The sequence below is a fragment of the Burkholderia territorii genome, assembly GCF_902833055.1.
In the GTDB taxonomy this organism is placed as follows: domain Bacteria; phylum Pseudomonadota; class Gammaproteobacteria; order Burkholderiales; family Burkholderiaceae; genus Burkholderia; species Burkholderia territorii.
Genome location: NZ_CADFEJ010000001.1, coordinates 833,098 through 859,487, shown reverse-complemented (window position 1 = coordinate 859,487; position 26,390 = coordinate 833,098). Strand labels below are relative to the sequence as shown.

At 67.7% G+C, this 26,390-nt stretch carries 21 protein-coding genes; 12 read left to right on the top strand and 9 right to left on the bottom strand.

Translation table 11 applies throughout. The annotated features are described in order from the left end of the window. Positions 1–56: 56 nt before the first annotated feature. Both HW466_RS03745 and HW466_RS03740 read right to left on the bottom strand, forming a co-directional pair. On the bottom strand, positions 57–1,385 hold the full coding sequence (locus HW466_RS03745) for a cytochrome-c peroxidase (protein ID WP_239005886.1): 1,329 nt from the start codon (positions 1,383–1,385) through the stop codon (positions 57–59). Between the two features lie 326 nt (positions 1,386–1,711). Then, positions 1,712–3,175 carry a metallophosphoesterase family protein gene (locus tag HW466_RS03740; protein ID WP_151004294.1) on the bottom strand — a complete coding sequence of 488 codons (1,464 nt, stop codon included), beginning with the start codon at positions 3,173–3,175 and terminating at the stop codon, positions 1,712–1,714. 181 nt (positions 3,176–3,356) lie between these two features. Here HW466_RS03740 and HW466_RS03735 point away from each other — a divergent pair, with 181 nt between their 5' ends. Continuing rightward, positions 3,357–4,205 (top strand): class I SAM-dependent methyltransferase, encoded by an 849-nt coding sequence (locus tag HW466_RS03735; RefSeq protein ID WP_151004291.1) that lies wholly within the window; start codon positions 3,357–3,359, stop codon positions 4,203–4,205. 92 nt (positions 4,206–4,297) lie between these two features. Here the strand turns inward: HW466_RS03735 and HW466_RS03730 are convergent, their stop codons facing one another. The 5 genes from HW466_RS03730 to HW466_RS03710 form a co-directional block, all read right to left on the bottom strand. Beyond that, positions 4,298–4,609 carry a hypothetical protein gene (locus HW466_RS03730; protein WP_059450569.1) on the bottom strand — a complete coding sequence of 104 codons (312 nt, stop codon included), beginning with the start codon at positions 4,607–4,609 and terminating at the stop codon, positions 4,298–4,300. A gap of 58 nt (positions 4,610–4,667) precedes the next feature. Further along, positions 4,668–6,689, bottom strand: a complete 2,022-nt coding sequence (locus HW466_RS03725; RefSeq protein WP_059450568.1) for a BCCT family transporter — start codon at positions 6,687–6,689, stop codon at positions 4,668–4,670. Between the two features lie 282 nt (positions 6,690–6,971). Next, positions 6,972–8,159 (bottom strand): porin, encoded by a 1,188-nt coding sequence (locus HW466_RS03720; protein ID WP_060346426.1) that lies wholly within the window; start codon positions 8,157–8,159, stop codon positions 6,972–6,974. A 120-nt stretch (positions 8,160–8,279) separates the two neighbouring features. After that, the gene (locus HW466_RS03715) at positions 8,280–10,700 is read right to left on the bottom strand and encodes a glycoside hydrolase family 31 protein (protein WP_151004289.1); all 2,421 of its coding nucleotides are present in this window, start codon (positions 10,698–10,700) and stop codon (positions 8,280–8,282) included. A 28-nt stretch (positions 10,701–10,728) separates the two neighbouring features. Then, a complete protein-coding gene (locus tag HW466_RS03710) occupies positions 10,729–12,000 on the bottom strand; it encodes an MFS transporter (protein ID WP_059450565.1) in 1,272 nt (423 codons plus the stop codon). Positions 12,001–12,392: 392 nt separating this feature from the next. Between HW466_RS03710 and HW466_RS03705 the strand changes: the two genes are divergently transcribed. The 9 genes from HW466_RS03705 to HW466_RS03665 all read left to right on the top strand — a co-directional run bounded on the left by HW466_RS03705 (position 12,393) and on the right by HW466_RS03665 (position 22,786). Next, positions 12,393–13,349 (top strand): MurR/RpiR family transcriptional regulator, encoded by a 957-nt coding sequence (locus HW466_RS03705; RefSeq protein WP_059540931.1) that lies wholly within the window; start codon positions 12,393–12,395, stop codon positions 13,347–13,349. Beyond that, on the top strand, positions 13,346–14,332 hold the full coding sequence (locus HW466_RS03700; RefSeq protein ID WP_174905412.1) for an isoaspartyl peptidase/L-asparaginase family protein: 987 nt from the start codon (positions 13,346–13,348) through the stop codon (positions 14,330–14,332). The genes HW466_RS03705 and HW466_RS03700 overlap by 4 nt, the downstream gene beginning before the upstream one ends. Before the next feature lie 27 nt (positions 14,333–14,359). Further along, on the top strand, positions 14,360–16,282 hold the full coding sequence (locus HW466_RS03695) for a dipeptide ABC transporter ATP-binding protein (RefSeq protein WP_174905411.1): 1,923 nt from the start codon (positions 14,360–14,362) through the stop codon (positions 16,280–16,282). A gap of 128 nt (positions 16,283–16,410) precedes the next feature. Beyond that, a complete protein-coding gene (gene gsiB, locus HW466_RS03690; RefSeq protein WP_059450561.1) occupies positions 16,411–17,973 on the top strand; it encodes a glutathione ABC transporter substrate-binding protein GsiB in 1,563 nt (520 codons plus the stop codon). A 67-nt stretch (positions 17,974–18,040) separates the two neighbouring features. Then, on the top strand, positions 18,041–18,961 hold the full coding sequence (gene gsiC, locus HW466_RS03685) for a glutathione ABC transporter permease GsiC (RefSeq protein WP_151006168.1): 921 nt from the start codon (positions 18,041–18,043) through the stop codon (positions 18,959–18,961). A 13-nt stretch (positions 18,962–18,974) separates the two neighbouring features. Continuing rightward, positions 18,975–19,868: a glutathione ABC transporter permease GsiD gene (gene gsiD, locus HW466_RS03680; RefSeq protein ID WP_059450559.1), complete on the top strand. Its 894-nt coding sequence runs from the start codon at positions 18,975–18,977 to the stop codon at positions 19,866–19,868. Continuing rightward, entirely contained in the window at positions 19,868–20,947 is a 1,080-nt protein-coding gene (locus HW466_RS03675; protein WP_059799000.1) for a DmpA family aminopeptidase, read from the top strand. The genes gsiD and HW466_RS03675 overlap by 1 nt, the downstream gene beginning before the upstream one ends. Next, positions 20,944–21,771: a M55 family metallopeptidase gene (locus HW466_RS03670; RefSeq protein WP_174905410.1), complete on the top strand. Its 828-nt coding sequence runs from the start codon at positions 20,944–20,946 to the stop codon at positions 21,769–21,771. The genes HW466_RS03675 and HW466_RS03670 overlap by 4 nt, the downstream gene beginning before the upstream one ends. 235 nt (positions 21,772–22,006) lie before the next feature. Next, positions 22,007–22,786 carry an AraC family transcriptional regulator gene (locus HW466_RS03665; RefSeq protein WP_059450556.1) on the top strand — a complete coding sequence of 260 codons (780 nt, stop codon included), beginning with the start codon at positions 22,007–22,009 and terminating at the stop codon, positions 22,784–22,786. Positions 22,787–23,247: 461 nt separating this feature from the next. On the opposite strand, the gene pcaG is transcribed toward HW466_RS03665, so the two are convergent. Beyond that, positions 23,248–23,841 carry a protocatechuate 3,4-dioxygenase subunit alpha gene (pcaG, locus tag HW466_RS03660; protein ID WP_151006355.1) on the bottom strand — a complete coding sequence of 198 codons (594 nt, stop codon included), beginning with the start codon at positions 23,839–23,841 and terminating at the stop codon, positions 23,248–23,250. Between the two features lie 3 nt (positions 23,842–23,844). Then, on the bottom strand, positions 23,845–24,552 hold the full coding sequence (gene pcaH, locus HW466_RS03655; protein WP_059450554.1) for a protocatechuate 3,4-dioxygenase subunit beta: 708 nt from the start codon (positions 24,550–24,552) through the stop codon (positions 23,845–23,847). A 341-nt stretch (positions 24,553–24,893) separates the two neighbouring features. On the opposite strand from pcaH, the gene pcaQ reads away from it, so the two are divergent. Further along, positions 24,894–25,880, top strand: coding sequence for a pca operon transcription factor PcaQ (gene pcaQ / locus HW466_RS03650; RefSeq protein WP_174905409.1), 987 nt, complete (start codon positions 24,894–24,896; stop codon positions 25,878–25,880). Between the two features lie 135 nt (positions 25,881–26,015). Then, a complete protein-coding gene (locus HW466_RS03645; RefSeq protein ID WP_151007291.1) occupies positions 26,016–26,375 on the top strand; it encodes a type II toxin-antitoxin system RelE/ParE family toxin in 360 nt (119 codons plus the stop codon). The last annotated feature ends 15 nt before the right edge of the window (positions 26,376–26,390 follow it).

Sequence of the window (26,390 nt, the reverse complement as noted above, 5' to 3'; positions counted from 1 at the left end):
CAGTATATGAGGCGACCGCAAGCGGGCGCGCATGCGCCTGGCCATTCGGCCAGGGTTCAGCGCACCGGCGCAGGTGTGCGGGCAGCCGGCGCCCCGGCAACCCGGGCGGCAGGCGGGGCAGGCGGGACCAGATTCGCGTAGCGCGCGTCGGTCAGCGTGCCGAGGAACGCGACGATGTCGTCGATTTCCGCGTCGGTCAGCGCGGGCGGCGTGCCCGGCCGGCGGTTCATCGGCGTCGAATTGACGTTGATGTTGCCGCGATACGCGGCCGGCACGTCGTCGAACGTCCCGGCGCCGTGATACCAAAAACCCGGGTCGGTCGAGCGTGTGTTGTAGAACGCGACCGCGTCGCGCAGCGTCGTGAACACGCCGTTGTGCATGAACGTCTGCTTGACCGCGACGTTGCGCAGCCCCGGCGTGCGCAGGTAGCCGCACCATTGCGTCGGCTCGGGCCATCGCAGCCGCGCGGCCGTCTCGCACAGACCGTTGTCGAAATGGCGCGGATCGCGGTTCGCGGGCAGTGCGCGGTTGCGCGGCACGCCGATCGCGTCGTAGCCGAAATCGGTGAAGAGCGAGCGCTCCGGCCGGCTCGACGTCTCCGACAGCGTATGGCAACTCATGCAGTTGCCCTTGTCGGGATTGCGGAACAGCGCCAGGCCGCGCATCTCGGCCGGCGCGAGCGGCTTGCGCGTGCGCAGGTACGCGTCGAAGCGCGACGTGAACGGCGCCATGTCGTCGCTCTGCAGATAGGCCTCGACGGCCGAGCCCAGCGCGCGCACGAGCTGCTCGGGGTCGCGCCGCACCGATGCGCCGAAGCGCGCGGCGAGGGTGTCCGACAGTTCGGTGCCGTTGACCTTGCGCAGCAACGCAGCCGGCGTGCGGTTATTCATCTCGTTCGGATCGAACAACGGCCCGCGGATTTGTTCGGCGAGCGTGTCCGCGCGGCCGTCGCTGAAGAGGCCGCCGAACGGCGACGGCGCGGGAGCGTCGTCGTCCTGGTAGAAGTGGCGGCGCGGCACGTAGCGCACGTACAGCAGCGACGGCGCGTTGCGCTGGCTGAAGCGTCCATGGCGGCTGCCTTCCGGCACGCCCGGCCCTGTGAGCGAAGCGGCCGACAATGTCGGCGCGAACGCGCGCCCCGGATCGTGGCAGCCCGCGCACGACATGCCGCGCGGCTCGGACAGCCGCGGATCGAAGAAGATCCGGCGGCCCAGCGCGACGAGTGTCGGGTCGGGCGCGAAACGGGAGGCCGCCGCGTCGACCTTGCCGGTCACCTGCGGCGTCCCGTTGCCGATCGTGCCGACGACGCGCGACGGCGGCGCACCGGGAAGCAGGATCGTCTCCGACGGCGCGGCATGGCCCGCGAGCGCCGCGCCGCCGAGCAGGGCGGCGGCAAGTACGCGTACCGCCCGGCCGCCGATGCCGCCACCGCCGCCGCCACCGCCACCGCCAACGCCACCGCCAACGCCAACGCCAACGCCAACGCCAACGCCAACGCCAACGCCAACGCCAACGCCAACGCCAACGCCAACGCCAACGCCAACGCCAACGCCAACGCCAACGACGCCGCCAACGACACCGACCACAACCGAAGGGGAAGTCAGCGGCCCGGCGGCGGTCGCCGACGAAACCGTCCGCCTCCGCGATCCGGCCGTCCGTCGCCGGCGTCTGATCGAATCCGCCATATCTTCCTGCAATCGAACTTCGTCGGTCACGGCGCGATGAACCCCGTCTTGTCGCATGCGAGCGTGTTGCCCGACTGGTCGCACGACGCGAGCAGCTTGCCGGCCGCCGAATACGCATGGAATACCCAGCCCGTCGCGGGCGCCGCGCGTCGTTCCATGATCAGGAAACCGAAGCTGTTGTTGTGCGACAGCCGTTCGATCACGGCCCCCGGCGCAGGTGTCAGGCCGGCGGGAAACGGATCGGGCAGTGCGACGTCGAGGTTGTCGCCGCCGTTGCCGGACACGATCGTCGCCGGATGGCCGGACGAGAAGTTGATCGCCTGGAAGTCGTGCACGTGCCCGTGCAGCGCGACGTTGACGCCGGGCGGGTAGTACGCCTGCGCGTTCAGGCTCGCCATCACCGACTGCAGCGCCAGGTTGCCCGGCGCCGGCGTGCTGCCGGCAATCGGCGCGAACGCGAGAATCGGGTGATGGTTCGTGAAGATCGTCGTCGAGATGCCGGCCTTCGACGCAAGCACCGCGACCGTCTGGAACTGCTTCTGATAGATACGGAACTGCGCGTCGGTCGTCTTCAGCGGATTGCGTCCGACCTTCGCGGTGTCGAACACGATCACCTGCGTGCCGCCGCCGAGCGACACCGCATAGGGTTCCGAATAGTTCGCGTCGTCGTCGTTGGCCGGATCGTCGCACGATCGAGCCGCCGAATACGGGCGCGGATCGAGGAAGCGGTACCAGCCCTGGCCGGCCCGCGCGCATTCCTCGTGGTTGCCGCGCACGACGACCCACGGCGCCTTCGCGAACAGCGGCGCGGCCGGCCGGAACAGGTCGGCCTGCCACGTATCCCAGCCGTAGCCCCACGGGCTGTCCTTGCAGCCGGCGATGTCCGGCGGGCACGCGTTTTCGCGGTAGTGATAGTCGCCGACGTGCAGCACGAGGTCCGGCGACAGCTTCGCGACGCTCGCCGCGATCGTGTCGAACGGCCAGACCGTCGCGTCGTTGCATGCCTGCCATGCGTTGTCGGCCTTCTTCATCCGGCAACCGGTGTCGGCGATGATCGCGATGCGCTGCGGCTGCGCTTTCGGCAGCGGCAGCACGCGGCCCGCGACGCTCGCCGTCCGGGCATCGCCCGGCAGCGTCGCTTCGCAGACCGACACCGGGAAGCTCGACGGTTTCGAGTCGGCCGGGGCGCTCGCCGTCGGCCGTTGCGCGACGGTCGCGGCGCCGGCGCGCAGCGTCATGCGCGACTGCTTGCCGTCGACGGACAGTAGCGGACACAGCGGATCGCTCGCGGACGCAGCACTGTAGTTGGTGACCACGCGCGCGATCGCCTGATTCGCATCGCCGATCTCGACCCATGCGGCCTGTACGTTGATCGCGGCGCTGGCCGGATCGGCGGGCGTATCGATGTGATTCGAACACGCGGACAACGCCGCGAGAGCAACAAGCGCAGCGCAGCGCACGAACAGCGCGCGGGAGAGGAGTCGTCGCATGGGAGGCACCGTAGGAAAGCCGTCAACGATACGGAACGTGAATGTAAGAAATGTGAAGGGCAGTGCGGCGACGGCCGACACGACGCGCGGGTCGTGCCGCATTCGCGGCCTTGACCTCAAGCCGGCTTGAAGCAGCATAGTCCGGATCACGGTCAACGACACGGACGAAAGGAGGGCGACGATGGAAGGAAGCCGGACAAACGAAGCGCAGTCTGCGCTATGGAACGGCCCGTCGGGGCAGGCATGGGTCGACACGCAGCGCGTGCTCGACCGGATGTTCGAGCCGTTCGAGGCATTGCTCGCGGATGCGGCGGTGGCGGCATCCGCGAGCAGTGTGCTCGATGTCGGCTGCGGCACCGGCGCGGTGACGCTCGCGATTGCGCGGCGGCTCGGCGCGCATGCCCGCTGTACGGGCCTGGATATTTCGGCGCAGATGGTTGCAGCGGCACGGGCGCGCGCGGAACGCGAGGGCGTCGATGCCGACTTCGTGCATGCCGATGCGCAGACGCATGCGTTCGCGCCGGACCGGTTCGACCTGATCGTGTCGCGCTTCGGCGTGATGTTCTTCGACGATCCGGTGCAGGCCTTCGCGAACCTGCGGCACGCGGCGCGCCGGAACGCGCAACTGCGATTCGTCGCATGGCGCGGCGCCGCCGACAATCCGTTCATGACGACTGCCGAGCGTGCCGCGGCGCCGTTGCTGCCGGCGATGCCGGCGCGGCAACCGGGCGCGCCCGGACAATTCGCGTTCGGCGACCGGCAACGGATCGCGTTGGTGTTGTCGGACAGCGGCTGGGCCGATATCGCGATCGAGCCGATCGATGTCGCATGCGCATTGCCGGTGCCCGCACTGGACGACTACATCGCGCGACTGGGCCCGGTCGGGCTCGCGCTTCGTCAAGTGGACGACGCGACGCGCCGGCGGGTGATCGAAACGGCTCGCGCTGCGTTCGAGCGCTACGTGCAAGGCGCGAACGTGCGCTTCGATGCGGCGTGCTGGCTCGTCACCGCGCGGGCGCCGTCTGCATGATCCATTGGGAAAATGGCCGCAGCGCGTCGTCGCGCATGGGCGTTGCCGTTCATGCATGACAAGGCTGCGATGCCATGCAAAAGGGCAGCGTGTCAGTCGCGCCTCGCTCGCAACATCAGCCACGCACAGCCGGCCGCCACGAGCGCGAGCCCGAGCAGCACCGCCTCGACGCCGAGGGCGAAACCGGGCGGCATCTCGCCGCTATTCGGCATCGGCGACAGGTTGGCGGCGATCGCGATCGCGCCGCCGGCCAGCAGCGCGATGCATACGATCCAGTAGAGCTTGCCGCGCGGAGCGGCGGTGCGGATCCGCCACAGCGCGAGGCCGACGCCGCCGAGATAAAGCATCGCGAGCGTTGCGAGCGCGATGAAGTCGCCGGTGCGATCACTCAGGAGGCCGCTCATCGCACGGCTCCGTCGGGTGCCATGCGCCGCCCCGACACGACGAACGCCGCAGTCCGGCTCATTCGGCCTCCGTGGCGTGCCCGGGCGCTCGGCTCAGCAGGTGCGTACGCTGGTCGGCCGCGAGCGACACGTAGCGTTCGTATTGACGCAATACATCGGCGATCAGTTCGTCGCCGCGCAGGTATTCGATGTCGTAGCCGAGCCGGCCGTCCTCGAAGAACGTGACGATGCCGTACACGTGCGGCCGCCCGGACTCCGGCTCGGCCGCTTCGCGCACCAGGAACGCAGCCGCGGATTTCGCCGTCACGCGCGCGCCGTAGACGAAATCGCGGTGTTCCGCGGTCGGCACGGTCAGGCGTACCGCATCGTCGCTGTCGCGTTGCACGTGTGCGTCGACACCGCCCGCGCGCAGCTCGTCGGCGACTTTGCGCAGTGCCGGCTCGACGGTTTCCGCGACGAACTGGCGAGCGTCGGCCTCGGTCGTCTGCCGCAGGATGTGGGTCAGGCGATGGCGCCAGTGCTGACCGGTCCAGAAGCTCGTCGCGGGCGCGACGTCCTGCGAATAGTGCGCGCGATCGGCCGCGAGCCCGCGCCACAGTCCGTAGCAGAGCGCGAGCATGATCAACGCGACCGGCAATGCTGCAATCAACGTCATCGCCTGCAGCGCGCCGAGCCCGCCCGCGACCAGCAGCACGGCCGCCGTCACGCCCAGCAGCGCGGCCCAGAACAGCCGCTGCCAGACAGGCGAATGCGCGCTGCCGCGCGTCGCGATCTGATCGATCACGAAGGCGCCGGAATCGGCGGACGTGACGAAGAACACCGCGATCAGCACGATCGCGACGATCGACAGCAACTGGGACAGCGGCAGGAAATCGAAGAAACGGAACAGCAACGCATCGACACTGCCGGCCGTTTGCGCGAGCGCGCCGGCCGCGCCGTGGGTGTCGAGCCAGATCGCGCTGTTGCCGAACACGGTCATCCACACGAGATTGAATGCGGTCGGCACGAGCAACACGCCGATCACGAACTGGCGGATCGTGCGGCCGCGCGAGATGCGCGCGATGAACATGCCGACGAACGGCGACCACGATACCCACCATGCCCAGTAGAGGATCGTCCACCCGCCGAACCAGCCTTCCTCGCGCGGCGGCGCATATGCGTAAGTGCGGAACGACAGATCGACGAGATTCGACAGGTACTGGCCGATGTTGTCGCCGAGCGCGCGCAGCAGGAACGACGTCGGGCCCGCGACGACCACGAACGCGAGCAACAGGAACGCCAGCAGCAGGTTCAGTTCGGACAGCCGCCGCACGCCCTTGTCGAGACCGCTCGCGGCCGATGCGCCGGCCAGGATCACGACGATCACGACGAGCCCGATGCGGAACGCGTTGCCGCTCGTATCCCAGCCGGCGACCGTATGCAGGCCGGCGCTCAACTGCATCACGCCGTAGCCGAGCGTCGTCGCGATGCCCGCGACCGTGCCGACCAGCGCGAACGCGTCCACCGCGTGGCCGATCCAGCCGTTCACGCGCTCGCGCAGCACCGGATACAGGCCGGAGCGCAGCGTCAGCGGCAGGTTGTAGCGGAATCCGAAGTATGCGAGCACGAGACCCATCAGCCCGTAGATCGCCCACGCATGAAAGCCCCAGTGGAAGAAGGTCATCAGCATCGCCTCGCGTGCGGCGGCAGGCGTGCCGGGGTCGACGGTCGGCGGCTTCAGGAAGTGCTGCATCGGTTCGCCGACGCCGAAGTACATGAGACCGATGCCCATGCCTGCCGCGAACAGCATGGCCGTCCACGACAGGAAGCTGAACTCGGGCTCGGCGTCGTCGGGGCCGAGCCGGATGTTGCCGAAGTCGCTCGCGGCGATCAGCACGAGAAACACGAGGAACGTGGTGACGGCGAGCACGTAGAACCAGTCGAAGCGCGCGACGACCCATTGCTGGCCGGAGGAGAAGAGCGCGCCGGCTTCGTTCGGGTGCAGTGCGCACACGACGAGCAGTGCACCGATGACCGCAAGCGCGGGCAACACGACTTGCGGCTTGAATGTCGTGCGAGGCGAGGAACGGGAATCTGGCATGGCTGGCATCCAGTTGTGGGCGCAACGAGGCGCGACGCCGCCCGGCGCGCGTGTCGCGCGTCGGACCCTGATACGGCGTGCGTCGAGTGTACCGCGGTGTCAGGACTGCAAGAAGGGATATGCAGCAGGGATAAACCTGACGAATTGTAAGGTATTGCGACGATCGCGAAAACCCGCACGCTGCGTGCGGCATGCGAGAGGAGGGGCACGTCGAACGCAAACCGGCCCCGGACGATGCCCGATCGTCCGGGGCTCAGGCGGGCGATGCGCCGCCGTGCGGGTTCAGAACGTCACGGCGATGCCGGCCATGCCGACGAACTGGCCGTGCGTCGTCGACGGCGTGAGCTGTTGCGAATCGCCGACGATCGGCGCCGCGTCGACGATATGGCCGGCACCCAGCGCGCCGAGCGTCCGTCCACTCGAATGCGTGTACGCCTGCAATGCATAGAGCGTCGTGCGCTTCGACAGGCTGTACGACTCCTTCAGCGAATACTGCTGATAGCGGGCTGCGTCCGATACGCCGTTTGCCTTCGACGCGAGCGTGTATGCGAACGCGCCGGCCACCGAGAAGGTCGGCGTGAAGCGGTACGCGGCGAGCGCGCCGTAGGTGTTGAACACGGCCGTGTCCGTGAACGCGGAGCCGTTGCCGGGCAGATACTTCACGTTCGAGTAGTTCAGACCCATCGTCAGGTTGCCGAGCGTGTAGTTGCCGGCGGCCGCGACCTGCTCGACGGCCTTTGCGGTCAGGTATCCCTGGTTCAGCACGGACACCGCGAAGCTGCCCGACGCCGCGGTCGCCGGATTCAGGAAGCCCGCCGACGAGCCCGAGCTGTTGATGCGCAGGTAGCCGGCCGCGATGCCGACCGGCCCGTTCGCATAGCGCAGTGCGGCGCTGAACGTGTTGCCCTTGCCGGTCGCGCCCGCGATGCCGCCGAATGCGTACATCGCACTGGCGGTCAGCCCGGAGAACGTCGGCGACGTATAGGTAACCGAATTGTTGACGCGGATCGTCGTGTCGAGCCCGTCGATGTCGCCCGGATGCGCGCCTGTCGCGCCGGTCAGCCAGCTGCTCGATGCGTATGGGCCGACCAGCAGGAAATACGGCGTGTACTGGCGGCCGGCCGTCACCGTGCCGTAATGATCGTTGCGCAGCCCGACGAACGCCTGGCGGTTGAAGATCGTGCCGGCGGCGGCTTGCGCGCCGGTGTTCAGGTTGAAGCCGGATTGCAGGTCGAAGATCGCGTGCGTGCCGCTGCCGAGATCCTCGTCGCCGCGCAGCCCGAACTTCGACGCATACAGGTTGCCGTCGCGCATGTACACGTTCGAGTGACCTTGCTGGTTGTTGACGTACGCGATCGAATCGTCGACCACGCCGTACAGCGTCACGCTGCTTTGCGCATGGGCGGTGGAAGCGCCGAACGACGCGGCCGATAAAATCAGGATTGCAGAGTAGTGATGCGATGCCTTCATTGACGATCTCCAGGTCTCTTCAAGGGGCGGGAGGCTGATCGGCCTCCTCTTTGGGGCAGGGCGGGCCGTGTGCGCGGCCCGCCCGATCCGACGGTTCGGCGTTTTCGCGCGCTTGCGCGATCAGTCGTCGAGTGCCACGACGATGCGGCGCCACGCACCGTCGCGCACATCGTGTTCGACGCGCGCACCGCGCACGGCAACGGTGCCTTGCAGCGACGCCGGCAGCAGGATCTCGATCCGTTCGGCAGGGCGGTTCATGCGGCCGTCCCAGCGGACCGATACACCGAGTTCGCCCGACGCCGCGCGCCCGGTCTCGATGCGCCACAGTCCGTATTCGCCGTCGCGCCACGCTTCCGTTTCGCCGTCGTCCTCGACGCACTCGCCGTACGCCACGCCGTCCTCGATACGCGGCGCGACGAGGAAGCCGCGCGTGTCCGCGCGTGCGCCGAACCGTTGCTCGGCGACGTTAAGCGGCAGCACGCGGCCTTCGCGCAACAGCATCACCGGCGTGTCGAGCGGCGCGGGCAGCGTTACGCTGGCGCCGCCGTCGAACGACTGCGCGCTCGTGCAGCACATCCAGCGTGCACCGCGCGGCAGATACACCGTGCGCTCCGTGCGGCCCGCCTCGACGACCGGCGCGACCAGCAGCGCGTCGCCGAGCATCATGTCGTCGCATTCGTCGTAGCAGCGCGGGTCGCCGGGGAAGTCGCCGAAGGTCGGCCGCAGCACGGGCTCGTAGCGCGTGGTCGACAGCCACAGCAGGTGATAGAGGTAAGGCAGCAGCCGGTAGCGCTGCTTGATCAGCGACGCAATTTGCGCGGTGATCTCCGGATACATCCACGGCTCGTTGACGGTGCCGTCGTCATTCCACGAATGAATGCTGAAGCGCGGCATGAAGATGCCGAACTGCACCCAGCGCAGCAGCAGCTCGGGTGACGGTGCGGGGCCGGAGAAGCCGCCGATGTCGTGACCGATGTTCGACACGCCCGACAACGCGAGCCCCAGGCCCATCCTGAGGTTGTAGCGCAGCGTTTCCCACGACGTGTAGTTGTCGCCGGACCAGGTCTGCACGTAACGCTGCATGCCGGCGCCGCCCGAGCGCGACACGAGGAACGGCCGCTGCGCAGGTGCATGCGCGCGCTGTGCGTCGCGCGACGCGCGCATCATCAGCATCGTCTGCAGCACCTTCGCCTCGCGTGCGGGAAACGGCTGGCCGAAGCCGTGCGCGATCGCATCGGGCGACCAGATCTCGTATTCGTTGTTGTCGTTCCACGTCGACTCGATTCCATAATCGAGCAGCGCCGAGGTGACCTGCTCTTGCCACCAGCGATACGCATCCGGTTGCGTGAAGTCGAGATACGCGCCGACCTCGTCCCAGAACTGCACCCAGGCCGGCTCGCCCGATGCCGAGCGGATCAGCAGCCCGCGCCGCGCCGCGTCGTCGAACGCCGGGTGGTCGCGCAGCAGGCACGGCTTGATGTTCGCGCAGAGGCGGATACCGTGGTCGCGGTAGTGCTTCACGAATCCTTTCGCGTCGGGAAACTTGTCGCGGTTCCAGTTGAACACGTAGCGCTTCGCGCCGATCGACGTATAGCCCGACGACAGGTGGAACGAATCGCACAGGATGTCGTGCGCGTCGCACTGCTCGACGAACTGGTTCATCTGCCGCTGCGCGTCCGGCGCGTCGGTGTAGCTCATCGTCGAGCCCGAATAGCCGAGCCCCCATTTCGGCGTGCGCGCCGGGCGCCCGGTGAGCCACGTGAAGCGCCGCGCGGCCGCGAGCGGCGTGTCGGGCGACGCGATGAAGTAGTAGTCGAGATCGCCGTGCTCGGCGACGAAGTAGCGGTACAGCCCGTGGTAGTTGTCGAGTTCGCGGCCCATGTCGAACGCGCAATCCGACAGCGTGTCATAGAACAGCCCGAAGCCCCGGCATGTGTCCGGCGACCACGTGACGTAGAACGGAATGTGCTTGTAGAGCGGGTCCGTGTGCTTCGCGCTGTACCCCATCGCGTCGATGTTGCGCATCTCGAAGCGCGCGCCGGTGCGGTCGAGCTCGCCCGCGCGTTCGCCGAGCCCGAACACCTTGTCGCCGCGCTCGCGCGCGACATAGTGATACGCGCGATCGTCCCACCAGCCGAAGTTGTACGCCTGCGTCGCGCGGTCGGCGAGCACGACGCGCCATGTGTCGTCGGCACCGCGCATCGACCACGTGCAATGGCCGCCTTGCCGGCTTACCGCGAGGCGAACCTGCGCGGTTTCGACGCGCACGCCGCCGTCGTCTTCGACGAAGTCGTAGGCCGGCAGCGTGAAGCCGCTCAGGTCGAGGCGGTCGCGTCCTTCGAGCGGTACGTCGTCGAGGCCCGGTGCGATCGTCCACGTGCGCGGGGTGCGCGGCGTCGCGTCCGGGAGCACGCGCACGCGCACGATGTCGTCCTCGAGCACGAAGATCTCGAGGGTCGCGCCCGCGTCGGATGCGAGCAGCACACGGTTCGCCCGCCGGTCGGCGACGCGGAACACGGGCGGATGAAGAAGCGAGGTCATGAAGGCGATTCCCTGGTGAAGACGGAGGTCAGGCGTGCTGCGCGAGCAGGCGTTCCTGCTTCGACTGCCCGCGGATCAGCACCGCGAGCAGCGTGACGCCGATGATGTCGAACAGGCCGAGGCACGCGAACAGCGGTGCGTAGCCGATCTTGTCGGCGAGCGCGCCGACCAGCAGCGAGAAGCCGAGCCCGCCGATCCACGCGGCCATGCCGGCGAAGCCGCTGGCGGTGCCGACTTCCTCGGGATCGAACACATCGGCCGACAGCGTGTTGACGAGCGCGGAGATCATCTGGTGCGCGAAGCCGCCGACGCAGAACAGGCCGATGGCCGTGTAAGGCGACGACACGAGCCCGATCATCGCCGGCCCCAGCATCAGCACCGCGCCGAGCGCGACGCCGGCGACACGCGACCACACGAGCGGCAGTTTGAACCGGTTGGCGAGATACGGCGACAGGTAGCCTCCCGCGATGCCGCCGGCGTCGGCCGCGAGAAACGGCATCCACGCGAAGATCGCGATCTGCGTGAGCGGCATGTGGCGTTCGGTCGCGAGGTACAGCGGGATCCAGAAACTGAAGGTCTGCCACGCGGGTTCCGCGAAGAAGCGCGGCAGCGCGATCGCCCAGAAGCGGCGCGCGGTGATGACGTCGCGAATCCGGCGCTTCGACACGGCCGGCATCGTGGCCTGGCCGTCGCGGATCAGCGTGCGCTCCCGCGACGTGATGCGCGGATGATCGGCCGGCGACCGGTACAGCGTGTACCACAGCGCGGCCCACGCGAAGCCGAGCGCGCCCGTGACCATGAATGCGGATTGCCAGCCGAACCGCATCGACAGGAACACGACGAGCGGCGGCGCGATCGCGGCGCCGAGCGACGTGCCCGCGTTGAAGTAGCCGACCGCGACGGATTTCTCCCGATCGGGAAACCATTCGGCGACGGCCTTCATCCCCGACGGAATCGCGGCGGCCTCGAACAGGCCGAGCAGGCCGCGCAGGATGCCGAGCGACAGCCAGCCCGACGCGAAGCCGTGCGCGACGCCGACCACCGACCACAGCATCGCGAACAGCGCGAACCCGAGCCGCAGGCCGATCAGGTCGACGATGAACCCGCAGACCGGCTGCATGATCGTATAGCCGATCTGGAACGCCCCGACGATATACGAGTACTGCTGCGTCGAGATCGTGAACACGTGCTTCAGTTCCGGTGCGAGCACCGCGAGGGAATTTCGCGCGAGGTAGTTGAGGATCGTGCCGAGACAAACCAGCACGATGATCCACCAGCGCAAAGCCTTGACTGTTTTCACTGCTGTCTCCTGAGCCATGCAAGCCGCCCGGTTGGGTCGGCTTATGCGGTCACGTTTGTACGATGTCCGATCTTGAAGGACGGTCGATTCGCGTGATTCTTACCGGAATGACGGCTTTCGGTCGAACATTCAGCTGCCATTGAAACTCAATGTTATCTGACGACTGATCATTTTCGAGCATCGTATGTTCGAATTCGAATCCGGTCAACGCCAATTTGCATTCGAATGAACATCCTTGGGGTATTCCCGATAAGTCTGTGGATTGGGTCCCCGACGCGATCGACTGCATCAGGCGGGCCGGTGGAGGGCGTGACAACCCTGATGAAAATTTATTTTTTTCCTTCCGGCAGATTGTGTAAATTGATTTTCATCCACCTTGCAAAACCTTTCGCATGACGCCTCTCCTGCCGCACGAAGCCAGTCACGACGAATCCGCGATTGCGGAGCGCATCGCCGCGGCGATGCCGCGGATGACGCCGATCCATCGCCGGATGGGCGAATTCGTGCTCGCGAATCCGTTCCGCGCGGCGACGATGCGGATCGACGAGCTCGCGCAGGCCGTGAATGCGTCGATCGCGACCGCGAACCGCTTCGCGAAGGCGCTCGGCTTCGACGGCTATCCGGCGATGCGCGCGGCGCTCGTGCGCGGCTTCGAGGCGACGCTCGGGCCGGTCGAGCGGCTGCGTTCCGCGCAGGAGCAGGAACAGGAGCACGAGCAGGGCGTGCGCGGCGCCGCATGGATCGACGCCGTGTTCGACCAGGCCGTCGCGAACATCGAGAACACGCGTGCACAGCTGGATGCGGCCGATGTCGAGGCGGCCGTCGAGGCGATCGTCGGCGCGCGGCGCGTGCTGATCCTCGGCGCCGGTTCGAGCGCGTTTCTGACCGGGCTGATGGAACACGGACTGTCGGTGTGTCACGACAACGTACAGTCGCTCGCGCTGCTCGGCGGCCCGTCGCATGCGGCGCGGCGCCTGTACACGGCCGACTCGCGCGATCTCGTGATCGCGCTCGCGTTTCCGCGCTACGTCAAGGACACGATCGAACTGGCCCGCCGCGCGGCCGCGCGCGGCGCGCGTGTGCTCGGCATCTCCGACGGGCCCGGTTCGCCGCTTGCACCGATCGCGTCGCTGAATCTGTACGTCAAGGCGGAACGGCGTTTCGCGGCCACGTCGGAGGCGGCCGTGCTGACGATGATCGAGGCGCTGATCGACGCGGTCGCGCTGCGCACGCATCGCTCCGCGAAGTCCGCCGCCGAAATGACCGAATTCCTGTTGCCGTGGCTGGTCCACCCGCAAGCGGCGGTGCCCGCCGCCAACCCTTCTCCCACCGGTTCGAAAAAATCATGACCTCAACCGCGATCGTCGCGATTCATGGCGGTGCAGGCACGATCCTGCGCGATGCGATGGACACCGACACCGAACGCCAGTACCGCGCCGAACTCACCGCGATCCTGCAGGCCGCGCAACAGGTGCTCGCCGATGGCGGCAGCGCACTCGACGCCGTTACCGTCGCGGTGCGGCTGCTCGAGGACTGTCCGCTGTTCAACGCCGGGCGCGGCGCCGTCTACACGGCCGAAGGCAGGCACGAACTCGACGCGGCGGTGATGGACGGCACGACGCTCGCGGCCGGCGCGATCTGCTGCGCGACCCGCGTGCGCAATCCGGTGCTCGCCGCGCGGCGCGTGATGGAGGCGAGCGAGCACGTGCTGCTGGCGGGCGCGGGTGCCGACGCGTTCGCGGCCGCCCAGGGCCTCGAACTCGCCGAGCCCGGCTACTTCGACACCGAAGCGCGTCATGCGCAGTGGGTGAAGGCGCGCGCGGCGGCCGGGACGATGCTCGATCACGATGCCGCGAGCTTCGCGTTCGGCGCCGGGCAGCCGGCCGAGCCGCTCGATCCCGACCGCAAGCACGGCACGGTCGGCGCGGTCGCGTGCGACGTGCACGGCCATATCGCGGCGGCGACCTCGACCGGCGGCATCACGAACAAGCAGCCCGGCCGCGTCGGCGATTCGCCGATCATCGGTGCCGGCTGCTACGCGGACGACGCGACCTGCGCGGTATCGGCGACGGGCACCGGCGAGATGTTCATCCGGCTCGCGACCGCGCATGACGTGGCCGCGCAGATGGCCTACCGCGGCGCGTCGCTTGCCGATGCCGCGCACGACGCGGTGATGAACAAGCTGTCGCGCCTGGCCGGGCGCGGCGGGATCGTCGCGGTCGACGCGCACGGCAACGTCGCGATGCCGTTCAACACGGAAGGGATGTATCGCGGTTACGCACGCGTGGGCGAGACGCCCGTGGTCGGCATCTATCGCGACGATGCCGCCTGATTCCGGATCGTACGAGGAGACCTTCGCATGACTTCGAGCCGAACCCCGTCCGCGCTGGTGCTGCCGGAACAGCGCGTCGTCGCCGTCGACGACCTGTCGGTCATGTTTCGCCGCGAAAACGCGACGTTCGAGGCGGTGCGCAACGTGTCGTTTCACGTCGATCGCGGCGAGACGCTCGCGATTGTCGGCGAGTCGGGGTCCGGCAAGTCGGTCACGTCGCTCGCGCTGATGCGGCTCGTCGAGCATGGCGGCGGCGAGATCACGAGCGGCCGGATCGCGTTGCGGCGTCGCGGCGGCGCGCTCGTCGATCTCGCGCAGGCGAGCGCGGCGACGATGCGCGGGATCCGCGGCGCGGACATCGCGATGATCTTCCAGGAGCCGATGACGTCGCTGAACCCGGTGTTTACGGTCGGCGACCAGATCAGCGAGGCGATCGCGCTGCACCAGTCGAAAAGCACGGCCGACGCGCGCGCGGAAGCGTTGCGGCTGCTCGATCTCGTTCGCATTCCCGAGGCGCGCCGCGTGTTCGCGCGGTATCCGCACCAGTTGTCCGGCGGGATGCGGCAGCGCGTGATGATCGCGATGGCGCTGTCGTGCCGGCCCGCGCTCCTGATCGCCGACGAGCCGACGACCGCGCTCGACGTGACGATCCAGGCGCAGATCCTGCAACTGATCCGCGGGCTGCAGGACGAAATGAACATGGGCGTGATCTTCATCACGCACGACATGGGCGTGGTCGCCGAAGTGGCCGATCGCGTGCTCGTAATGTATCGCGGCGAGAAGGTCGAGGAGGGCGAATCCGAGCGCATTTTCGCGACGCCCGCGCACCGCTACACGCGTGCGCTGCTCGCGGCCGTGCCGCGCCTCGGCTCGATGCAGGGCACCGACCATCCCGAAAAATTTCCGCTGCTGAAGGTGGACGGCGCAAGCGCGGCCGCACCGGCGCCCGCGGCGAGCGATGCGGGCAACGCGGCCGCGGGGCCCGCCGCCGCGCAGCCGCACGTCGATCCGGCCGCGCCGCCGATCCTGCGCGTGCGCGATCTCGTCACGCGGTTTCCGGTGAAGAGCGGCGTGTTCGGCCGCGTGTCGCAATACGTGCACGCGGTCGAGCGCGTGAGCTTCGAGCTGCGCGCGGGCGAGACGCTCGCGCTCGTCGGCGAATCCGGCTGCGGCAAGTCGACCACCGGCCGCTCGCTGCTGCGCCTCGTCGAATCGCAGAGCGGTTCGATCGAATTCGACGGCTGCGACATCAGCGCGATGAAGGGCCATGACCTGCAGGCACTGCGCCGCAACATCCAGTTCATCTTCCAGGATCCGTTCGCGTCGCTGAACCCGCGCCTCACGGTCGGTTTCTCGATCATGGAGCCGTTGCTCGTGCATGGCGTCGCGAGCGGCCGCGAAGCCCAGGCGCGCGTCGACTGGCTGCTCGACAAGGTCGGCCTGCCGCCGGAGGCCGCGCGCCGCTACCCGCACGAATTCTCGGGCGGCCAGCGTCAGCGCATCGCCATCGCACGCGCGCTCGCGCTGAATCCGAAGGTCGTGATCGCCGACGAGTCGGTGTCCGCGCTCGACGTATCCGTGCAGGCGCAGATCGTGAACCTGATGCTCGACCTGCAGCGCGAGCTGGGCGTCGCGTATCTGTTCATCTCGCACGACATGGCCGTCGTCGAGCGCATCAGCCATCGGGTCGCGGTGATGTATCTGGGGCAGATCGTCGAGATCGGTCCGCGCCGCGCGGTGTTCGAGGCACCGCGGCATCCGTACACGAAGAAGCTGATGAGCGCGGTGCCGGTGGCCGACCCCGCGCGCCGGCATGCGCCGCGCCAGCTCGCGGCGGACGAGATTCCGAGCCCGATACGCGCGGTCGGCGACGAGCCGCTCGTCGCGCCGCTCGTCGCGGTCGGCCCCGATCATTACGTCGCGACGCATCGCGTCGGCGGCGCGTATTGATGCACGGCGAGGCGCACATGGACCGAAGCTGCGCACGTGCCAGGCAACGGCGTCATTTTCCCGAGCGGATGCAGTCACGCCGCGATTTCCACCACGCGTTACCGAATCATCCACAGGAGCCAGACAACATGAACAAGCCGCATTCGTTCCCGATGTTCCGTCCGCGCGCGTTGTTCGCCGCGGGGGCAGGCGCGCTCGCGCTGACGGTCGCCGTGCCCGCGTTCGCGCAACAGAACGTCGTGGTCGCCGTGTACTCGACGTTCACGACGATGGACCCGTACGACGCGAACGACACGGTGTCGCAAGCCGTCGTCAAGTCGTTCTACGAAGGGCTGTTCGGTTTCGACAAGGACATGAAGCTCGTCAACGTGCTCGCGACGAGCTACCAGGCGTCGCCCGATGCGAAGGTCTACACGGTCAAGCTGCGCCCGGGCGTGAAGTTCCACGACGGCACCGACTTCAACGCCGACGCGGTGAAGGCGAACTTCGACCGCGTGACCGATCCGGCGAACAAGCTGAAGCGTTACGGGCTGTTCCGCGTGATCGAGAAGACCGAGGTGGTCGATCCGATGACGGTGCGCTTCACGTTGCGCGAGCCGTTCTCCGCGTTCATCAACACGCTTGCGCACCCGTCGGCGGTGATGATTTCGCCGGCCGCGCTGAAGAAGTGGGGGCGCGACGTGTCGCTGCATCCGGTCGGCACGGGCCCGTTCGAGTTCGTCGAATGGAAGCAGACCGACGACATGAAGGTGAAGAAGTTCGCCGGCTACTGGAAGAAGGGCTACCCGAAGGTCGATTCGATCGACTGGAAGCCGGTGGTCGACAACAACACGCGCGCCGCGCTGCTCAAGACGGGCGAGGCCGATTTCGCGTTCACGATCCCGTTCGAGCAGGCAGCCGACCTGAAGAGCAACCCGAAGGTCGAGCTGATCGAGCGGCCGTCGATCATCCAGCGCTACATCTCGCTGAACACGCAGAAGAAGCCGTTCGACAACCCGAAGGTGCGTGAAGCGCTGAATTACGCGGTCAACAAGGAAGCGCTCGCGAAGGTCGTGTTCGCCGGCTACGCAACGCCGCAAACCGGTGTCGCGCCGGTGGGCGTCGAATACGCGACCAAGCTCGGGCCCTGGCCGTACGATCCGGCGAAGGCGCGCGCGCTGCTGAAGGAGGCCGGTTATCCGAACGGGTTCGAGTCGACGCTCTGGTCCGCGTACAACCATTCGACGGCGCAGAAGCTGATCCAGTTCGTCCAGCAGCAGCTCGCGCAGGTCGGCGTGAAGGTGCAGGTGCAGGCACTCGAGGCCGGCGAGCGGGTCGCGAAGGTCGAGAGCGCGCAGGATCCGGCGACGGCACCGGTGCGGATGTACTACAGCGGCTGGTCGGCCTCGACGGGCGAGGCGAACTGGGCGCTGTCGCCGCTGCTCGCGTCGACGTCGGCGCCGCCGAAGCTCTACAACACCGCGTACTACAAGAACGGCGCCGTCGACGACGATCTCGCGAAGGCGCTCGAGACGACCGACCAGGCGAAGAAGGCCGCCTTGTATGCCGATGCGCAGAAGCAGGTATGGGCCGACGCGCCGTGGATCTTCCTGGTGCAGGAGAAGATCGTCTATGCGCGCAGCAAGCGCCTGCACGGCATGTACGTGATGCCGGACGGTTCGTTCAACTTCGACGAAATCTCGGTGAAATGACGGCGATTCGCCCGCTGTGCGGCGCCGGCGGCGCAAGCTGCCGGCGCGCTGATTCGATCGGTGCCCCATGCTGAATTTTCTCGTCAAACGCCTGTTCGGGCTGCTGCCCACGCTCGCGATCGTCGCGGTGCTGGTGTTCCTGTTCGTGCACCTGCTGCCGGGAGACCCCGCGCGGCTCGCGGCCGGGCCCGAAGCCGACGACGCGACGGTCGCGCTCGTGCGCGCCGATCTTGGCCTCGACCAGCCGCTGCCGGCGCAGTTCGCGAACTTCTTCGTGAAGATCGCGCACGGCGATTTCGGCACGTCGACGCGCAGCAAGCGGCCGGTGTCGACCGAGATCGGCGAGCGCTTCATGCCGACGCTGCTGCTGACGCTCGTCAGCATGGTCTGGGCAACGCTGTTCGGGATGGCGATCGGCATCGCGTCGGCCGTATGGCGCAACCGCTGGCCCGATCGCGTCGGGATGACGATCGCGGTGTCGGGCATTTCGTTTCCCGCGTTCGCGCTCGGCATGCTGCTGATGGAGATCTTCTCGGTGAAGCTCGGCTGGCTGCCCGTCGTGCCCGACGGCACGTGGAAGAGCTACGTGCTGCCGTCGCTGACGCTCGGTGCGGCGGTCGCGGCCGTGATGGCGCGCTTCACGCGCGCGTCGTTCGTCGAGGTGCTCAACGAGGACTACGTGCGCACCGCGCGCGCGAAGGGCGTGCACGAGCCGATGGTCGTGCTCAAGCATTGCCTGCGCAACGCGATGATCCCGGTCGTCACGATGATGGGCCTGCAGTTCGGATTCCTGCTCGGCGGCTCGATCGTCGTCGAGGCCGTGTTCAACTGGCCGGGGCTCGGGCGCTTGCTGGTCGACGCGGTGACGATGCGCGACTACCCGGTGATCCAGGCGATCGTGCTGCTGTTCTCGCTCGAGTTCATCCTGATCAACCTGACCGTCGACGTGCTGTACGCGGTCATCAACCCGACCATCCGGTTCAAGTGAGAGTGAGGCGAGCATGAACGCGACTGTCCAGCCCGCGGCGTCGGCCGCATCGAGCGCGATCCGCACGCCGTGGCGCGAATTCTGGCGCAAGTTCCGCAAGCAAACCGTCGCGCTGGTCGCGGGCGGTTTCGTGCTGGCACTCGTCGTGCTCGCATTCGTCGGCCCGCACATCGTGCCGTTCGATCCGGAGAACTATTTCGACTACGACGCGCTGAACGCAGGGCCGTCGGCCGTGCACTGGTTCGGCGTCGACTCGCTCGGCCGCGACATCTTCAGCCGGATCGTCACCGGCACGCGCATCTCGCTCGCCGCCGGTTTCTTCTCCGTCGCGCTCGGCGCGCTCGTCGGCACATTCTTCGGACTGCTTGCCGGCTACTACGAGGGCTGGTGGGACCGCATCACGATGCGCGTGGCCGACGTGCTGTTCGCATTCCCGGGGATCCTGCTCGCGATCGGCGTGGTCGCGATCCTCGGCAACGGGATGGTCAACGTGATCTGCGCGGTCGCGATCTTCAGCATTCCGGCGTTCGCGCGGCTCGTGCGCGGCAACACGCTGATGCTCAAGCACATGACCTACGTGGAAGCCGCGCGCAGCATCGGCGCGTCGGACTGGACGATCATCATGCGGCACATCCTGCCCGGCACCGTGTCGTCGGTCGTCGTCTACTTCACGATGCGGATCGGCACGTCGATCATCACGGCCGCGAGCCTGTCGTTCCTCGGGCTCGGCGCGCAGCCGCCGACCCCGGAGTGGGGCGCGATGCTCAACGAGGCGCGCGCGGACATGGTGACCGCGCCGCACGTCGCGATCTTCCCGAGCCTCGCGATCTTCCTGACGGTGCTCGCGTTCAACCTGCTCGGCGACGGGCTGCGCGACGCGCTCGACCCGAAGCTGGAGCGGCGCTGATGCGCGCGGTTCCGATGTGGGGCACGACGCTGCCGGCCGGCCCGCGCGGCACGATCGCCGATGTGCCGGGCGTGAGCGTCGGCCATGCGACGCTCGATGCCGGCGACGTGCAGACGGGCGTCACCGTCGTCAAGCCGCATCCGGGCGACCTTTACCGCAGCAAGGTGCCGGCCGGCGCGGCCGTCATCAACGGCTTCGGCAAGAGCGTCGGACTCGTGCAGGTCGATGAGCTCGGCATGCTCGACACGCCGATCGCGCTGACCAACACGTTCGGCGTCGGCGCGGTCGCGCACGCGCAGATCCGCGCGGCGATCGCGACCAATCCGCAGGTGGGCCGCGACTGGCCGACCGTCAACCCGCTCGTGTTCGAATGCAACGACGGCTATCTGAACGATATCCAGGCGTTCGCGGTGACGGCAGCGCATTACGACGAAGCCTGCAATACCGCGGCGCGAGACTTCGCACGCGGCGCGGTGGGTGCCGGGCGCGGGATGTCGTGTTTCGACCTGAAAGGCGGGATCGGCTCGGCCTCGCGCGTGGCTGTCGCGGCCGGCAGGCCGTACACGGTCGGCGCGCTGGTGCTCGCGAACTTCGGCCGACTGCCGATGCTGACGCTCGGCGGCGTGCCGCTCGGGCGCATCGTCACGCAGCGGCGTGCCGACGCGCACGCGCAGGCGATGCCCGAGCAGGGCTCGATCATCCTGCTGCTGGCGACCGATGCGCCGCTCGACGCGCGGCAATTGTCGCGGCTCGCGCGCCGCGCGGGCGCGGGGCTCGCCCGCACCGGTTCGGTCTACGGGCACGGCAGCGGCGACATCGCACTCGCGTTTTCCACCGCGTACACGATCGCGCACGACGCATCGACCGTCGCGCTGCCGGCGCTCGTGGCCGATGCGGCGCTCGATCCGTTGTTCATGGCCGCGGCCGAAAGCGTCGAGCACGCGATCGCCGACGCGCTACTGCAGGCCGTGACCGTGACCGGGCGCGACGGCCACGTACGGCAATCGCTGCGCGACGCGGTGCCCGATCTCGATCGGTTATTCAACGAAGACAACGCAGGACATCCGATCCATTCATGAAGATCCTGATTTCCACCGATATCGAGGGTGTCGCCGGCGTGTTTGCCATCGAGCAGACGCGTGCCGGTAACCCGGAATACGAACGCGCGCGCCGCTGGATGACCGCCGAGGCGAACGCGGCGATCGAAGGCGCATTCGCCGGCGGCGCGCAGGCCGTCTGGGTCAACGATTCACATGGCGGCTTCCGCAATCTGCTGCCCGACGGGCTCGATGCGCGTGCGCGCGTCGTGCTCGGCAAGCCGCGCGCGCTGGGGATGATGGCGGGCCTCGAACAGCAGCCCGACCTCGTGTTCATGATCGGCTTTCACGCGAAATCGCAGACCCGCGGCGTGCTTGCGCACACCATCAACAACTTCGCGTTCACGCAGGTGTGGCTGAACGGCGTCGAGCTCGGCGAAGCCGGGCTGTACGGCGCGCTGGCGCGCGAATACGGCGCGCACGTCGCGCTGGCGTCGGGCGACGACGTGTTCGCCGAGGAAACCCGGCCGCTGTTTCCGGACGCGCGTTTCGAGACGGTCAAGACGGCCGGCGGCGCATCGAGCGGCGACACGCTCACGCCGGCAGCCTCCTGCGCGCGCATCGCGACCGCCGCACGCGAAACGGTCGCGCACGCGCTGTCGGCCGGCTGGCGCGCCGGTGCGCATCGGCCCGCGCCGGCCGCTTGCACGCTGCGCGTGCAGACGTCCGCGCTCGCCGATCTGTTCTGCGTGCTGCCGTCGCTGGAGCGGGTCGATGCGGTGACGCTGCGCTTCGACGGACCGTCGGTGGAGTATGTGGTGCGCACGCTGAACAGCCTGTCGGCCATGTCGTTCATGCTGCGGTGACGCGTGCCGACCCGGATCGCGGCCCGCGATATCGCCGTTGAAATCCGTGTCGATATGCGCTTCGCGAGATGAAACGTATTGGAGATTTCCGCTTCGATGAAGTCGCTATCCGGCCGATTCGGCAGATTCGGCCGTCGGGTCGTGCGGCCGTCCGGTCGCGCAGCATGGAGCGGGTCGTAGAGCGATCGAAGATGACCCGCCTTCGATATCGTGCATTCATGATGGAATTCGGGCCTTGAGAAATACGCTGCTGGATCCCTACGAACATATTCCGCGGAGCGTCGTGGCGACGGCCACCGACTATGCGGCGGGCACGACGGTTCCCGCGCATGCGCACGGGCGCGGGCAGTTCGCGATCGCGTCGCGCGGCACGATCAGCGTGTCGACGCCGCACGGCCGCTGGCTGGTGCCGCCGCAGCGCGCGTGCTGGGTGCCGGCCGGCGTGCTGCACGAAATGACGACGACCGGGCCGGTCACGATGCTCAACGCATTCGTGTCCGAAGACACGGCGCGGGCCGCCGGACTGCCGGACCAGTGCGGCGTATACGGCGTATCGCCGCTTTTGCGACAACTGATCGACGAGGCGATCGACCTGCCGGCGATGTACGACGTCGACGGCCGGGCAGGCAAGCTGATGGCGCTGCTGATCGCGGAAATCGCGACGATGCCGCGGCTGTCGCTGCACGCGCCGCTGCCCACCGATGCGCGCCTCGCGAAGATCTGCCGGCATCTGTTCGCGTCGCCGTCGATCGCGGCCGATCTCGACCGGGTGGCGACCGATGCGGGCGTGAGCCGCCGCACGTTTACGCGGCTGTTCCGTGCGCAGACCGGCGTGAGTTTCGCCGCGTGGCGTCAGCAGGTCTGCATGCTGGCGGCGATTACACGGCTGAGCGACGGTCAGCCGGTGACGCGTGTCGCGCTCGATCTCGGATATGCGAGCGCGAGCGCATTCACGTCGGCGTTTCGCCGCATTCTCGGGGAAACGCCGAGCCGGTACCTGGAAGCGCGCCGCTAGTCGGAACCGACATGGCGGCGGACGCGGTGCGATGTGCCGATCGCGGACGAAAAAAACGCGCCTGCCAGATTTCGGTCAGACGCGCTTAAAGGCACTCGGTCAGAAAAAATGCGCGACAGCCAGCGGGGCAGTGTCTGCGCATCGAGTCGTGGAATTGTTGCTTGTTCCGATTCAATATCGTCGGTTGGGTGAGGATAGCAAAGCATACGCCGCATAACGCGCGAACGATATCACGCCGCCCCGACCATTCATGTGCACGCGCAGCATGCGTTTCAATCGCACGTTCGATTTCGGGGTCCGAAGCAGCCAGCGACGGGCGTCCGCGATTCGGAACGGACGTGTTGCGGTACGGCATCGAATGTTGGCGCGCGAAAACGAAAACCGCCGCGCGACGCGATGCCTGTCGGTATCGCGCCACGCGGCGGTTCGGTGCGAGCAGCCGGCCGGCGCCGGCCCGCGCGTCACACGTCGAAGAACACGGTCTCGTCCGGCCCCTGCATGCGGATGTCGAAGCGGTACACGACGGGCCGGCCCGGTTGGGCGTCGCGTTTCGCGACGAGCGTCGCGCGGCGTTCGGCCGGCACCAGGTTCAGCACCGGATCGGCTGCATTCGCGGCCGCTTCGTCGTCGAAATACACGCGCGTGAACGCGTGGGTCAGGATCCCGCGCATCATCACGGTCACGTTGATGTGCGGTGCCTCGTCGGTGGCGATGCGGCCCGGCTTCACCGTCGGTACGACGAAGCGGTGCTGTGCATCGGTGCCCGTGCCGACGCGCGCAAAGCCCGTGAAGCCGGACTTCGCGATGTCGTCACGCGAGGCGGGAAAGCGGCCCGCCGCGTCCACCTGCGTGAATTCGAGCACCGCGTCGCTGACGACGTTGCCATCGCCGTCGAACACCTGCCCGACCAGCAGCACGTGCTCGCCTTCGGCCTCCGGCGTGGCGATCGTCGGCGTGAACAGGCTCTTCAGATCGTAGTCGTATTGCTGCGGGCACAGGCCGTAAGCGAAGTACGGGCCGACCGTTTGCGAAGGGGTTTGCTTCAGCGTCGTCATGGTTCAGCGCTCCATCGGGGTAGCGTCGCGGCCGCGCAGCACGATGTCGAATTCGTAGCCGAGCGCATAGCCTTCTTCGGTGATATCCATCGAGAAGCGCGAGATCAGGCGATCGCGCGCCGCTTCCGGCGTGCCCTGGAAGATCGGGTCGTACGCGAGCAGCGGGTCGCCGGGGAAGTACATCTGCGTGACGAGGCGCGAGCCGAAGTAGTCGCCGAACAGCGAGAAGTGGATATGGTTCGGGCGCCACGCGTTCGGATGGTTGCCCCACGGATAGGCGCCGGGCTTGATCGTCAGGAAGCGGTAGCGGCCTTCGGCGTCGGTCAGGCAGCGGCCCGCGCCGAGGAAGTTCGGATCGAGCGGCGCGTCGTGCTGGTCGACCTTGTGCACGTAGCGGCCGGCCGCATTCGCCTGCCAAACCTCGACGAGCGTGTTGCGCACGGGCTTGCCGCCTTCGTCGAGCACGCGGCCGGTGACGACGATGCGCTCGCCGAGCGGCTCGCCGTTCTTCACGGCGTTCTTCGTCAGGTCGTGGTCGAGCGCGCCGAGATCCTCGGTGCCGTAGACGGGTGCGAACTGGTCGCGCAGCTTTTCCTTCAACGGGATCATCGGGCGCGTCGGGCCGCGCTTCACCGACGAACGGTACTCGGGGTGGACATACGCGGGATGCGACGGCCAGTCGCGCGGCGTGAGGATCGTGGGGGAATCCATCGGGCGTCTCCTGATAGGTATTTCGCGAAGTGGATGACGAGACTTTAACCAAGCCGGAAAGTTATGAAAAATGACCTTTTTTCGCGAATTGCATAACTGTTCGTTATGTTGAGGTGCCGATGAACAGCTACCGGACCGGTGCGCCCGTCCGGCGGAGAAGCGATCGGGCTTTGCGTCGTCGCTGGCGGCTTCGTCCACGGCTTTGCCGGTCGCGAAACGAATCCGGCAGCCGACTGACTTCGGCGCGCTGCGACGTCGTGCGTAAGCCCGCAGCGACGCTTGGGACTTTCCGAAAAGTTATGCAAAATGGCATTTCATTGCCTCTCGCATAACCGCTCGTCATGAATAACCGTATCGCCGACGGCCGCGTCAAATTCCGGCACCTCCAGTGTTTTCTCGCGGTCGCGCAACTGGGCGGTGTGCAGAAGGCGGCCGAAAGCCTGTCGATCACGCAGCCGGCCGTGTCGAAGACGATCGCCGAACTGGAGTCGATCCTCGGCGTGAAGTTGTTCGAGCGGGGACGGCACGGCGCGCTGCCAACCCGCGAAGCGCAACTGTTCATCCCGCATGCGAACGCGTGCGTGCTGGCATTGCGGCAGGGCGTCGGCCTGCTTGCGCGCGAGGGCGGCGCGGCCGCGGCGACGCTCGAAATCGGCATGCTGCCGACCGTTGCGGCATCGCTCGCGCCCGCGTTGATGAAGGCGCTGACCGCGCGCTGGCCGCGCATCGTCGTGCGGATCGCGACGGCCGCGAATGCCGAGCTGCTGGAGCGCCTGAAGGCCGGAGCGATCGAATGCGCGATCGGTCGCCTGTCGGAGCCGGAGCGGATGATCGGGCTCGCGTTCGAGCAGTTGTACAACGAACCGCTCGTCGCGGTCGTGCGGGCCGGCCATCCGCTGCTGACGAGCGCCGCGCCCGCTGCCGAACTCGCGCGCTACCCGGTCGTGCTGCCGCCGTTCGGCACGCTGATCCGCCAGTCGGCCGAGCAACTGCTTGGCGCGTGCGGCGCGCCGCCGCTGGATTCGTTCATCGAGGTGCTGTCGGTGTCGGTCGCGCGCGCGCTTGCGCTCGAGAACGACGCCGTATGGTTCGTGCCGCTCTATGCGGCCGAATACGACCTGTCGGCCGGCGCGCTCGCGCGGCTGCCGCTGCCGTCCGCGGGCACCGACGAGCCGGTCGGCCTCGTGCTGCGCACCGATGCGCAACCGTCACCGGTCGCGCGGACGCTGATCGACGCCGTGCGCGACATCGCGCAGGCGCGGTTCGGCGATGCGCACGACCGTCGCGCGCCGCGCGGTGCGCGCAAGCCGCCGGGCCGCGCGCGCTGACACGTCGCACAGAACGTGGGCGGGAGGCGCCCGGCCCGCCGTTCCTTCACCGCCATTCGTTGGCCGTTCGGTCAGTAGCGGGTCTCGTCATGCTTGGCATATCGTATCGTTTTTGGTACGCTCGATGACACGACGATGGCGAGACAGCAGATTCAGATCACGCTCGGTGTACGGTTTTTCCGCACCGCGCGTGGTAACGAGCCGGTGCGCGAATGGCTCAACGCGCTCGGGCAGATCGAGCGCAGGGTGATCGGCGAGGAGATCAAGACCGTTCAACTCGGCTGGCCGCTCGGCATGCCGCTGGTCCGGAAGATGTCGGCGGATCTTTGGGAAATCCGCGTGATGATGCCGCGGCGGAGCGCGCGCGTGCTGTTCACGATCGTCGGCGACACGATGGTGCTGCTGCATGCGTTCTTCAAGCAGTCGCAGGCCACGCCGTCCGACGATCTCGACGTGAGCGTCGCGCGGTTGAAAGCGCTGACGCGCGCCATCTGAATTCCCCCGGCTGCG